The sequence below is a fragment of the Neobacillus sp. PS3-12 genome, from assembly GCF_030915385.1.
Classification (GTDB): domain Bacteria; phylum Bacillota; class Bacilli; order Bacillales; family Cytobacillaceae; genus JAEVLT01.
Genome location: NZ_CP133268.1, coordinates 3,317,188 through 3,329,371 on the forward strand (window position 1 = coordinate 3,317,188; position 12,184 = coordinate 3,329,371).

The following is a 12,184-nucleotide window of genomic DNA, read 5'->3' on the forward strand; positions in this document are numbered from 1 at the left end:
GTATAACTTTTTAACATTTTATTTATTTCAATTATTGGCTTATCCTTATTTATATAAAATTCATCATAAATACCTTGAATAAATGTCAACGTAATTTTTAAACCTCAATAGTATTTGAAGCTACAAATTTAAAACTGCGATTAGCTTGGCGACCCTGATGATTATTCCTTTATTTCAGATGATTCGTGGAGAAATGAAATTATTTATTATGTAGATGGAGTTGATATGTATGGTAATGCAAGTACTGCAAAAAACACAGACAATCGTTCGATACCAAAATGATAACAATAAAATATATTATGGAATTGTTGAGGATAATGAAATTCTACAATTGACCAGTGATTTTACTGAAATTGTAAACAATGAATTCAAGTATGATGGTGTAAGACTTAAATATAGCGATGTGAAAATTTTAGAACCAGTATCACCTTCAAAAGTGGTTAATTTCGGCTGGACATATGCTGGACATGCTAAGGAGACTGGAGGAAAGGCCAATCTTAAGGAACCATTTTTGTTTTTAAAGCCGAAATCTTCCTTGATACCAAACGAGGGAGAGATCATTCTTCCTTCTAGTGATTTAACCAAACAGGTAGAAATGGAAGGGGAAGTGGCTCTCGTTATCGGGAAGCGCGGAAAAAATATAAAAGAAGAAGAAGCAATGGATTATGTTTTCGGCTGTACCGTTTTTAATGATGTTACGGCAAGAGATCTTACTAAAAAAGACCCTCAGTTTACACGCGGAAAAGGGTTCGACACATTTGGTCCATTGGGGCCGTGGATTGTAACGGGTATAGATCCAACAAATTTACGTATCGTTACAACTTTAAATGGTCATGTTGTTCAGGACGGAAATACGAATCAGATGTCACTATCTATACCATATCTTATCAGTTGGATTTCACAGGTTATGACACTCGAACCAGGAGATATTTTAGCCACTGGTTCACCATCAGGAAGCTGCCCGATGGAATCGGGCGATGTTGTTACTGTCGAAGTAGAGAAGATCGGAAAACTATGTAACTATGTAAAATAAAACATCATCAAAAGCGTTAGCATTAAAATTGCTAATGTTTTTTTTATGTCAAATGAAAAGTCCAAGCTATCTAATCTCAATGTATAGTGCCAATTCTGCTTAAGAGAACAAGGACAGCGATAGAAACATAAGTTATTGGTAAAGCACAGAACAAATATAAAGAAAGGGTGATTCTAATGCCTGTAATGATAGGCGGTCCATTAAACATTGTTAACATTGGGGGAACAGGGGTGGTAAATTTCGGGGCTTCCGCTGCTGTTTCTCCAATGTCTGCATCAAAAACATTCTCTGGTTGCGGAGGTTCTAGTACTGGGGCATGGGTCTTATCAACTAATGGTTTGAGCAGTACGGGTGTATTGGATACAAGTTTAATTGATCAAGCTGTTGCTGGAAATAACTAACGGTTATTTTCAAATCTTGATAAGGAACATATTAAAATTGTTGACATAAATTAGGGTATATACCGAAAGGGTGTTGAAAATGGTAGCGTTTATCGGAGGCCCTCTTCATATTAAAACAATTGCAGGATCGGCAAACTTAAATTTTGGCGGGGCCCTTTTTATTACTCCTAAAAATGTCTCTAAGAACTTTTTAGGTTCTGGTGGCGGACACACATCTGTAGTAAGTTTTAATTTTACTGGTCCAAGTTCAACGAATACGATCGATTCGGATATACTTGACCAGCCGGTTGTACTTGATAATTAGTTTTAGGTTGAGGATAAAACGAAAGGATGTAGAAAATGGAAGGATTTATCGGCGGTCCTCTCATCATTGATACTGTTGGAGGCCAAGCAAACGTAAATTTTGGCGGTACACTCTATCTTTCTCCAAAAAATATTTCGAAGACTGCCGCTGGAGCCGGCGGCGGACACACCAATGTTATAGGTTTCGGCATTAGTGCCCCGAGTTCAACGAATACAATCGACACGAATGTTGCTGCTCAGCCAGTAATCCTGGATAACTAGCTGCATTGTTCCTAGCAAAGGGACACAGGTATACGTCAACATCCGATAACAAGCTTGTACTAAATTGAAAGGGCTGGCAAATGCCGGCCCTGTTTGATATTTACTTAATTTCCATGCCTGAGATTTGGTCAGAATCAAGAAGAAGAAACTCATACTGTCCCTTCTATTGCACCAGAGAGATTACTTGGTATGTTCGACTCTGAGGTCATCTGCCCTGAGGTGGACGGACGGGAACCTGTTGTTGTTTTAGAAATCGAAACTGGTGCAATTTTATTTGTACCTCCAAAATTTACAATACCGCCAGATATCGTATTAATAAAAATAACACTACAATCTCCTGACAAAGTCAGCCTCTCCTTAGTAATTTTTATAATACAATATGTGAACAAACTTCCCAATGTATAAGCTAATGTATTAAGGAGAATGCGGATTTTCTGCAGGAATTAATCCTTTAATTCATACTGCACTCTAGCAATATGGTTAAATTTTTCGAGAAATCATGTACAAATGGATAAATTTATATAATAATAGCTGTAGCATAAAAAAATAGATTTTAAAAACAGGTGCTAAAATCAAAAGATTTTTAGCTTAAAAGGGAAGTTGGTTGAAATCCAACGCGGTCCCGCCACTGTAAATGGGAGCTGCCTATAGTATCCACTGTCTTAATGATGGGAAGGGATAGGAAGTGATGATCATGAGCCAGGAGACCTGCCTGTTTGTTGCGCCAAAACCTACGCGGATAGGAATGTGTGGCATGCTGGACTCTTTACATTACGTATTTGAATCTACACATACCAACATCTCCATGTCTTCATGGAGATGTTTTTTTGCGTTTTAGCTACCTAGTTTTTTTGGCAAGTCTTTATTTTCCTTATGCTGCAAAATCAAAATCAGGAGGAATAAAATGAAGAAATTGTATTCGCTATTGTTGATTGCATTGTTAACAATAGGTATGCTGGCAGGTTGTGCAGGAACAACAGAAAAATCTACTGGAGGAAATCAGGCTGATTCAACAAAGACAGCGGCAGCCTTTCCGGTGACAATCAAGGATGCTTTAGGAAATAAAGTGGTTATTAAGCAAAGGCCGACAAAAATTGTATCTCTTATGCCGAGTAATACAGAAATCGCCTACGCATTAGGGTTAGAAAAGAAAATTGTAGGGGTTTCAGATTATGATAATTATCCAAAAGATACTCTTAAAAAAGAAAAAATTGGCGGGCAGCAATTTAATACAGAGAAAATCATTGGATTAAAACCAAATCTAGTTCTGGCACATGCTTCTTCTGCTTCTATTGCGAAGGATGCCCTAAAGCAGCTGCGGGATGCAGGCATTCCAGTTCTCGTTATCGCTAATGCAACAAACTTTGAGCAGGTGTATAACTCGATTGGTATGATCGGAAAAGCAACGGGCACAACAAAACAAGCGGATGAAGTAGTTAAAGGCATGAAGGATAAATTGGCTGTTATCAAGGAAAAAGCAGCATCGATAAAAGAAAAGAAAAAAGTATATATGGAGGTTGCTCCTGCACCTGATATATATACGACGGGAAAAAATACCTTTATGAATGAAATGCTTACAGCCATTAATGCTGACAATGTTGCAGGAGATCAACAAGGCTGGATTAAGGTCGATCAGGAATCTATCATTCAAAAAAGTCCCGATGTCATTATTACCACATACGGATATTATGTGAAAAATCCTGCCGAACAAGTGTTATCAAGAAAAGGCTGGGAGAATGTGAACGCCGTTAAAAATAAACAAGTAATTGATGTAAATTCTGACCTTGTCGACCGCCCGGGCCCAAGGGTTGTTGAAGGAGTAGAGGCGCTTGCAAAGGCAGTCTATCCGGAAGTTTTTAAATAACAAAACCATAGCCTATCTGGCGGCGGGAACCTTCCTGCTCCTGTCAGTTCTATTGGGTACATCCATTGGAACAGTATATGTTCCAATGGTAACCATTGGAAGAATTATCGAAGCTAAACTTTTTGGATTATCTCTAGAGCGAATCGACCCAATGTTTACAAATATTGTTTTGGATATCCGACTACCCAGAGTGATCTTATCCGGTCTTGTTGGTGCATCTCTTGCAATTGCTGGAGCGGCCTTTCAAGGCTTATTAAGAAACCCGTTGGCAGACCCTTACACACTGGGAGTTTCATCGGGTGCATCAGTCGGGGCGGTTATCACATTATTTTTTCAAATTTCAATTCCGTTTGTTGGTTCCTTTACCCTGCCATTTTTAAGTATCTTGTTTTCACTTGCTACGGTCTTTTTGGTTCTTGCGTTCGCCAGAAAAATTGAACGCTCGATGAGAGTGGAAACGATTATTTTAACGGGAATTATTTTCAGCTCTTTTCTTGGGGCACTTATTTCCCTCATGATTGCTCTGACGGGTGATGAACTAAGGCAGATTATCGCCTGGCTTTTGGGTAGTGTTTCAATGCGGGGCTGGGAATATGTTAAGATCGTTATTCCTTTTTTTACCATTGGATCATTCATTCTCATTATGAATGCAAAAGAATTAAATGCGATGTCGTTCGGGGAAGAAAGGGCGCAGCATTTAGGCGTCAATGTTCAAAAAAGAAAACTGATCATCCTTACCGCTGGTTCCATCTTAACGGGTGCGGCAGTCGCGGTTTCAGGAACAATTGGATTTGTGGGACTTGTGATTCCACATTTGGCAAGATTGTTATGGGGGCCGAACCATATACACCTCTTACCAATATCGATTTTAATCGGAAGTGGATTTTTAATTTTAGCGGATCTTATTTCAAGAACGATAATTTCTCCGACCGAGTTACCGATCGGAGTGCTTACAGCTCTTATTGGTGCACCGGTATTTTCCATCATTCTTTTACAAAGAAAAAGGACGGAAAGAAGTGGGTAAGAAATGATAAAAGTTCAGCATGCTTCGGGTGGATATACAAATGAATCCGTCCTTAGAAACGTTTCTTTTGAAGTCGGTACTGGGGAATTGTTTGGAGTCTTGGGACCAAATGGGAGCGGAAAGACAACCCTTTTAAAAATCCTAAGCGGGATCTTGCCAGTTCAAGAAGGTGAAGTTTTTATAAAAGGAAAAAGGCTTCAAGAGTATTCCACTAAAGAGATAGCGAGAATGGTTGCTGTTTTATCCCAGCATTCCTGGCAATCTTTCTCCTATACAGTTAAAGAAACTGTTTCATTAGGACGCTACGCCCACCAACATGGTTGGTTTCAATCGTGGAACAAGGAAGATGAAGAAATCATCCAAAGAGTTATGTCGCAAACAGGTGTATCGACATTACAAAATAAAAATATTCAGGAACTATCGGGCGGGGAGAAGCAGCGTGTCTTTTTAGCCCAGGCACTCGCCCAGGAGCCTGAAATTCTGCTTTTAGATGAACCGACCAACCATCTGGACCTTTCCTATCAAAAGGAATTATTGGATCTGCTCAAAACTTGGTCGGTGGAAAACGACTTAACGGTTCTTTCTATTTTTCATGATTTAAATCTTGCTGGACTTTATTGTGATCGAATGCTCTTGCTAGAAAATGGATCGATTAATATCGTGCATGTTCCGAATGAAGTACTTAAAGAAGAGCGAATTCAAAATGTATTTCACACTGATATTAAGAAGCAGCCGCATCCAAAAGTAGCTGCCCCGCAAATGGTCCTGCTTCCAAATCATGAACGAGTTGAAAAAACTGTGAGAATTGACAAAGATCTCCTGGCTATTTCTGAAGAATACATTGCATTATCCTCGCCAATAGCATTGCGGACAATGTCTTCTGGTGTTATAGGTTCGGGTGTAGGCTGGTACCAAAAATTTGTCAATCGCCACGTTGATAAAAACTATAACTGCAGTGATCATCGTCTGGAAATGGCTGATTTTCTAAAAGTAAATGGGTTTGAACCGGCGGAGACTGTCGGGATGATGACAGCCGTTTTCCCTGAGGATGTAGCCTATACTTTATGCGAACTTGATAGTTTTTCCATCTTTGTTGTCGTGACCGCTGGTGTTAGCAATGCCGTTGATGCTTCGAAAAGCGATTTGCATTCCTTTGAAAATTTGCCAGGAACCATAAACACATGGATTTTTGTAAATGGTGAACTAACCGAAGAGGCATTCATTCAAAGCATTATGACCGCAACAGAAGCAAAATGTAAGGTTATGGAGAGTCAAAAGGTCATCGACAAGGTCACAGGAACGATAGCCACTGGAACTTCAACCGATAGCATTTTAATTGCAGCCACACAGCAAGGGAATAGTATAGAATTTTCCGGTACAATAACACCCTTGGGAAAGCTTATTAGTAAAGCGGTATATGAGTGTACAACAATAGCGATCCAAAAATCACGGAAAAGGATGAGATGATGATGGTTTATCATTTAATCTCAATTACAATCGCCTATTTCATTGATATGGTGATCGGAGACCCGCCTAATTGGCCGCATCCAGTCAAATGGATTGGCAGGATGATCGCTTATTTAGAAAAGCGCTGGAATAAGGGAAATAAAAAACAGCTGAAGGGTACTTTCATGCTCCTAGTCGTTTTATTGGCTGTTTTATTGAGCGTTACTCTTATTGTTTTAATAGGTTATAAAATTCATCCACTAGTAGGAATTTTGATCGAGAGCCTCATAATATCAGCGACGATTGCTCAAAAAAACCTGAAACAAGCTTCGCTTGAGGTCTATCATCCGTTAAAAGAGAGGGACCTAAAGACTGCAAGATTAAAATTATCCTATATTGTAGGCAGGGATACGGACATGTTGGATGAAGGGGAGATTTCCCGCGGCGCGATTGAGACAGTTGCAGAAAACACCAGCGATGGAGTAACAGCGCCTTTGTTTTGGGCATTAGTGGGGGGCGCACCGCTGGCAATGGTTTATCGGGCCACCAATACTTGTGATTCAATGGTTGGTTACATCAATGAGAAGTACAAAGAATTCGGCTGGGCTTCAGCGAAATGGGATGATGTGCTTAATTGGATTCCAAGCCGCTTGACGGGAATCCTTATGCTGTTTGGAAACAGGCCGAAAAAGACGAGTTTTCAGGAGGCGTGGACCATTTTGTTCCGCGATGCCAAAAAGCATCCAAGCCCAAACAGCGGCTGGGGTGAAGCGGCGGTTGCTTCTATTTTGGGAATCCAGCTCGGGGGGATTAATTACTACAATGGGATGATTTCAAATCGAGCAAAAATGGGAGACCCGATTCAGCGGATACGGTTTGAACATATCCGTGAAGCTAATGCCATTTTAAGAAAGACTGTTTTTTTATTTTTACTTTTACTATGGGCAGGAGGGATGACCCTTGAAATGGCCATCACATGGATCCAATCCTCAATATCTCTATGAAGCAATGGGCATGATGCTTCCAGAAAATTACCTTGATTTTAGTGCGAACATTAATCCGCTCGGTCCGCCTGAAGCATTGAAAAAGAGCTGGAATGAAATCTATAAAAAGGTCACGGTATATCCTGACCCATATGCCTTAGCTTTGAAGGGAAAACTATCGAAAAAGGAACAGATTCCAATTGATTCTCTGCTGGTTGGAAACGGTGGAGCGGAGCTAATTACACTACTTGCGAGAATGCTGGAGGGTAAAAAGGTTTTGTTGATTCAGCCCACATTTTCGGAGTATGAGCAAGCATGCAGGGTCAATCGCTGTGAGATCATGACCTACCAATTAGAAGCGCCGGATTTTGAACTTTCTCTTGAACGAATACGTCCGAAATTGAGAGACGCAGATGCGATGTTTTTCTGTAATCCAAATAATCCAACAGGAATACGTTACTTGAAATCTGACATCCTTATGCTGCTGGAAGAATGTGAAAAAAACGATTGTTTATTTATACTGGATGAAGCCTTTTATGATTTTCTGCTAGACTATCAATCTTATATTCCATACATAAAGAGATTCTCCAATCTAATCATTATTCGTTCAATGACGAAAATGTTTGCCATCCCTGGGATTCGGCTTGGTTATTTAGTTGGACATCCCGAAATGATTGCAAACCTCCAATCGATACAGTCCCATTGGAGTATCAATGCAATTGCTTTAGCAGCGGGTGAATTATGTATGGATGAGAAAGCATTTATTAAACAGACTCAAAATCTTATCGCCAACGAACGGAATAAACTTTTCACCTATTACCGACAACAGGAATTTACCATTTCAGCCTCTGAGGTGAATTTTTACTTATTAAAGGATCCCTATCTAAAGGATCAATTTTCGTTATTTGAATTCCTACTGAAAAAAGGAGTCATTCCGCGCCATACTTTTAATTTTCCTGGTTTGGAGGGGAAATGGCTGCGCTTTGCTATCAGAAGCAGTCAAGAAAATCAGCAGCTCATGGAGGTTCTGAAAGAATGGCGAAAGCTCCATCGTTAATTTTTATATCTGGCGGTGTCAGAAGCGGCAAGAGCAGTTTTGCAGAAAGAACCGCTGTGGAAATAGCCGCACGTTCAGGAGGAAATCTGCATTATATCGCAACGGGTGTTCCATTTGATTCCGAAATGAATGAAAGAATTAAAAGGCATCAGCAGGACCGTGAGAATACGAAGCATCACTGGAATACAGTGGAGCAGTCTGTAAATATTGGTGAACTTGCTCCCAATATTAAAGATCGGGATATTCTTTTGCTTGATTGTGTGACTACCCTATTAAACAATGAACTCTATTCAGCGGTAAATAAGTGGGACCAGCTTTTCCTGGATTCAGTGTATGAAAAGATCATAACTGGAATTTTGGAACTAAAAGGGAAGGCGGAAACCTTGATCGTTGTAAGTAATGAAGTATTGAACGAACCAATATCTCCAAACATCCTTGTTTTTACCTATAAAAAATTGCTTGGGCATATTCATCAAAGAATAGTCAGAGAATCTGACCTCGCCTTTTATGTGGAAGCGGGAATTCCAATTGAATGGAAGAAGGTGTTGGAATGAAAGGCGTAATGATTCAGGGAACTGCTTCCGATGTGGGCAAAAGTTTAATCGTGACGGCTCTTTGCAGAATGTTTGCTAATGAAGGTATTAAGGTTGCACCGTTTAAATCACAAAACATGTCCAATAATTCTTACGTCACGGTTGATGGTAAGGAGATTGGCAGAGCACAGGGAATACAGGCAGAAGCAGCCAAGGTGGAAGCGAGTGTCTGGATGAATCCGATATTATTAAAACCAAGATCTCATTTGCATTCGGAAGTAGTTTTCCTGGGGAAGGCTATAGAATCCTTATCAGGACGTGAGTATCGGGAAAGTTTTTATGAAAAAGGGCTTGAGGTGATCAAAGAATCACTTGCCCATTTGGAAAAAGAATATGATCTTTTAGTTGTCGAAGGGGCGGGCAGTCCTGTAGAAATCAATTTAAAAGATAGAGAGATTGTGAATATGAAAGTGGCAGAAATGGCCGATGTTCCTGTTATCCTTGTTTCCGATATTGATCGCGGGGGCGTTTTTGCCAGTATTGTTGGCACGCTTGAACTTATGGAACCTGAGGAAAGAAAAAGAGTTGCCGGCTTAATTATCAATAAATTCCGCGGCGATCTTTCATTATTTTCGGATGGTGTTCACTGGCTAGAAGAGAAAACAGGGATTCCGGTTTTAGGTGTTTTACCCTATGTGGAAAATCATATGATTGATGGGGAAGACTCTTTGTCAATTAGTCAGCAATTTAGGGGTAGGAAAAAAGCTGACCTTGATATTGCTGTGATTCAGCTGCCATTTATTTCGAACTACAGCGATTTGGAGCCGTTTTTATACGAAAAAGATGTTTCATTACGCTGGGTGAAAGATTCTTCGGAAATGGGACGGCCCGATGCAGTAATCATTCCCGGAACCAAGAGCACAATGAATGATTTAAATTTTATAAGAGTAAAACATCTGGATGATTCCATTCAAAAACATATGGAAGAGGGCGGATTTTTAGTCGGAATCTGCGGAGGCTATCAAATGCTTGGTGATGAGATGATCGATGAAGCCGGTACGGACACAGGAATCGCTAATATTAGAGTGCAGGGGTTAGAGATTATTCCTGCAAGAACATTTTTTCAGCAGGAAAAAGAAACGGTCAGAACAGCCGCCCATTTTCATGAAGATACTGGTCTTTCATGTCTTGATAGGATAGAAGGATATGAGATTCACTTAGGAAGGACGATTCTGGCAAGGGAAGGAAGTTCCTTTCTCCAAACAGTGGATGGGAAATCAGATGGTTACTATGGTAAAAATGGGAAAGTAATTGGAACCTATCTCCATCATCTTTTTCAAAATGACGTGTGGAGAAATCAATGGCTGAACGAGATTCGAAAGTCCAAAGGACTTCCCGAAAAAGATATGGTCCATATTAAAGCCTTCAAAGATCAACGGTTTGATGACCTTGCCCGACAAATGAAAGAACATATAAATTGGGAGCTCCTGACAAATATCATCAACCGATGGAGTTCAAGAGTATGAAGTTATTAAAAGGGTTGTTGATAAACCTGCAATTTTTCACAGCAATCCCAATTAAGCTAGAATTGCCGATGGATCGAGAACATCTAAGAGGAGCAGTTCAAGCTTTTCCATTATTGGGAGTATTCCAGGGATTCTTGTATTCATACCTTTTGTATGCATTGATAAACTGGACACCATTTTCTCATTTAGCTGCTGCTTTTCTTTTGTGGCTGGTAACGATTTTGCTTACGGGTGGTATTCATTTAGATGGTTGGATGGATGTAAGCGATGCTTATTTTTCCTATCAGGATCAGGTAAAAAGGCTTGAGATTATGAAGGATCCGCGAACAGGAGCATTTGGTGTTATCTCGGTCCTTGTCTTGCTAAGCTGCCGCTTTTTCTTTATCTATGAGTTAACTATGAACATTCATTTTGTTACATATTTTTTGATCGCAGCTATCCCGTTTTTAGGTAAAAATGTGATGGGTGCTATCCTGTTAACGGTCCAGGCGGCTAAAGATGATGGTCTTGGCCGTCTATTTCAACAAGCAGCAACAGTAAAAGTACTATGGATTTATCCTTTTTATATCTTTATTTTTCTTTTAATCTTATTTTTTTTAAGGATATTATTTATTCCAATTTGGATTTTGCTTATTGCAGCAATGATTTGTTACCTCATTTCCCGTAGAAATGCTCTCATGTGGTTTGGAGGAATTACGGGTGACGTATTAGGAGCTACAGTAGAAGGGACTGAATGTATTTTATGGCTGACCGTGTGGTTATTGCATTATTTCGTCATGGGTTAACCGAAGAAAATAAACGAAAAGCCTATTTGGGTTGGAATGATTCTCCCTTATGTCTAGAATCGAAAAATCTAGCAACCAAAAGCACTTACGAATGCTATTTTTCAAGTGACCTTGGGCGTTGTATCCAAACAGCCAATCTTTTATTTCCAAACGAAGAATATCTTCTATTAAAAGAACTAAGAGAAATGGATTTTGGCAAATGGCAAGGAAAGACATATGAAGAGCTGAAAGAAGATATATGTTATCGGCAGTGGATCGATGACCCTGTCCATCATTGTCCTCCGAATGGAGAAACTTTTCCTCAATTCAGTGAAAGAGTTCTAAGCGGTTGGAGCCGTGTTACCCAAGAGATTTTTAGTATGGGCATTCAGCGCTGTGCTGTGGTCACCCATGGGGGAGTGGTAAAGTATCTTTTAGCGAAGTTTGCTCCAGAGGAAAAGGAATTTTGGAGCTGGAAGGTACTGCATGGAACTGGAATTGAACTTATTTTTGAGCGTGATGCACTAAGGAGGGGTGAGCGATGCATTTTATTACGGGAGGTACCTTTAACGGAAAAAGAGCATGGGTGAAGAAGACGTACCAGGTTGATCATCATGATGGCTGGGTATCAGCCTATGAAAGCCAGAAACTTCCTCATAATCTCGCGGATTTCAATCAAAATTTAGTTATTTTAGAAGGAATTGAAACCTGGTTGAGGGTTTTAACAGAGGATTACGACATCGAGCATTCCCGAATTATATGGAATTCTTGTTTAAATGATTGGCTGTGCTGGGAGAAAAACGCCAATGACAGAAATTTAATCTTGATCGGAACAGATATATCAAAGGGGATTGTCCCGCTTGAAAAAGAAAATCGTATTTGGCGTGATTTAACCGGCTGGGTGTATCAGGATACAGCTGAAAAGGCTGAAAAAGTGGATGTTATTTGGTATGGGATTAATCAAACCATAAAATAAGGGGGAATTAAAT

15 protein-coding genes and 1 riboswitch are annotated in these 12,184 nt (G+C 39.9%); of the genes, 14 read left to right on the plus strand and 1 reads right to left on the minus strand.

What is annotated here, in order from left to right:
* Positions 1–229: 229 nt before the first annotated feature.
* The 4 genes from RCG17_RS16830 (at position 230) to RCG17_RS16845 (ending at position 1,998) form a co-directional block, all read left to right on the plus strand.
* Positions 230–1,033, plus strand: coding sequence for a fumarylacetoacetate hydrolase family protein (locus RCG17_RS16830; protein ID WP_308171290.1), 804 nt, complete (start codon positions 230–232; stop codon positions 1,031–1,033).
* Positions 1,034–1,209: 176 nt separating this feature from the next.
* Complete coding sequence (locus RCG17_RS16835; protein WP_308171291.1) at positions 1,210–1,434, plus strand: spore germination protein; 225 nt, start codon at positions 1,210–1,212, stop codon at positions 1,432–1,434.
* A 79-nt stretch (positions 1,435–1,513) separates the two neighbouring features.
* Positions 1,514–1,738 (plus strand): spore germination protein, encoded by a 225-nt coding sequence (locus RCG17_RS16840; protein WP_308171292.1) that lies wholly within the window; start codon positions 1,514–1,516, stop codon positions 1,736–1,738.
* Positions 1,739–1,773: 35 nt separating this feature from the next.
* Positions 1,774–1,998: a spore germination protein gene (locus RCG17_RS16845; protein WP_308171293.1), complete on the plus strand. Its 225-nt coding sequence runs from the start codon at positions 1,774–1,776 to the stop codon at positions 1,996–1,998.
* A gap of 149 nt (positions 1,999–2,147) precedes the next feature.
* Here RCG17_RS16845 and RCG17_RS16850 read toward each other — a convergent pair whose 3' ends face one another.
* Positions 2,148–2,342: a spore germination protein gene (locus RCG17_RS16850; protein WP_308171294.1), complete on the minus strand. Its 195-nt coding sequence runs from the start codon at positions 2,340–2,342 to the stop codon at positions 2,148–2,150.
* A 200-nt stretch (positions 2,343–2,542) separates the two neighbouring features.
* A riboswitch (cobalamin riboswitch) is annotated at positions 2,543–2,729 on the plus strand.
* A 173-nt stretch (positions 2,730–2,902) separates the two neighbouring features.
* Between RCG17_RS16850 and RCG17_RS16855 the strand changes: the two genes are divergently transcribed.
* The 10 genes from RCG17_RS16855 to RCG17_RS16900 are packed head-to-tail and all read left to right on the plus strand — an operon-like array spanning position 2,903 to position 12,171.
* Positions 2,903–3,862 carry an ABC transporter substrate-binding protein gene (locus tag RCG17_RS16855; protein ID WP_308171295.1) on the plus strand — a complete coding sequence of 320 codons (960 nt, stop codon included), beginning with the start codon at positions 2,903–2,905 and terminating at the stop codon, positions 3,860–3,862.
* Complete coding sequence (locus RCG17_RS16860) at positions 3,828–4,886, plus strand: FecCD family ABC transporter permease (RefSeq protein ID WP_308171296.1); 1,059 nt, start codon at positions 3,828–3,830, stop codon at positions 4,884–4,886. Before RCG17_RS16855 ends, RCG17_RS16860 begins: the two co-directional genes overlap by 35 nt.
* A gap of 3 nt (positions 4,887–4,889) precedes the next feature.
* Positions 4,890–6,353, plus strand: a complete 1,464-nt coding sequence (locus RCG17_RS16865) for an adenosylcobinamide amidohydrolase (protein ID WP_308171297.1) — start codon at positions 4,890–4,892, stop codon at positions 6,351–6,353.
* The gene (gene cbiB, locus RCG17_RS16870) at positions 6,353–7,336 is read left to right on the plus strand and encodes an adenosylcobinamide-phosphate synthase CbiB (protein WP_374120964.1); all 984 of its coding nucleotides are present in this window, start codon (positions 6,353–6,355) and stop codon (positions 7,334–7,336) included. The genes RCG17_RS16865 and cbiB overlap by 1 nt, the downstream gene beginning before the upstream one ends.
* Positions 7,293–8,372 carry a threonine-phosphate decarboxylase CobD gene (gene cobD, locus RCG17_RS16875; RefSeq protein WP_308171299.1) on the plus strand — a complete coding sequence of 360 codons (1,080 nt, stop codon included), beginning with the start codon at positions 7,293–7,295 and terminating at the stop codon, positions 8,370–8,372. Before cbiB ends, cobD begins: the two co-directional genes overlap by 44 nt.
* Positions 8,351–8,926, plus strand: a complete 576-nt coding sequence (locus RCG17_RS16880; protein ID WP_308171300.1) for a bifunctional adenosylcobinamide kinase/adenosylcobinamide-phosphate guanylyltransferase — start codon at positions 8,351–8,353, stop codon at positions 8,924–8,926. Before cobD ends, RCG17_RS16880 begins: the two co-directional genes overlap by 22 nt.
* Entirely contained in the window at positions 8,923–10,431 is a 1,509-nt protein-coding gene (locus tag RCG17_RS16885; RefSeq protein WP_308171301.1) for a cobyric acid synthase, read from the plus strand. Before RCG17_RS16880 ends, RCG17_RS16885 begins: the two co-directional genes overlap by 4 nt.
* Entirely contained in the window at positions 10,428–11,216 is a 789-nt protein-coding gene (cobS, locus tag RCG17_RS16890; protein WP_308171302.1) for an adenosylcobinamide-GDP ribazoletransferase, read from the plus strand. Before RCG17_RS16885 ends, cobS begins: the two co-directional genes overlap by 4 nt.
* Positions 11,165–11,785, plus strand: coding sequence for a histidine phosphatase family protein (locus RCG17_RS16895; protein WP_308171303.1), 621 nt, complete (start codon positions 11,165–11,167; stop codon positions 11,783–11,785). Before cobS ends, RCG17_RS16895 begins: the two co-directional genes overlap by 52 nt.
* Positions 11,737–12,171 (plus strand): bifunctional adenosylcobinamide kinase/adenosylcobinamide-phosphate guanylyltransferase, encoded by a 435-nt coding sequence (locus RCG17_RS16900; RefSeq protein ID WP_308171304.1) that lies wholly within the window; start codon positions 11,737–11,739, stop codon positions 12,169–12,171. The genes RCG17_RS16895 and RCG17_RS16900 overlap by 49 nt, the downstream gene beginning before the upstream one ends.
* The last annotated feature ends 13 nt before the right edge of the window (positions 12,172–12,184 follow it).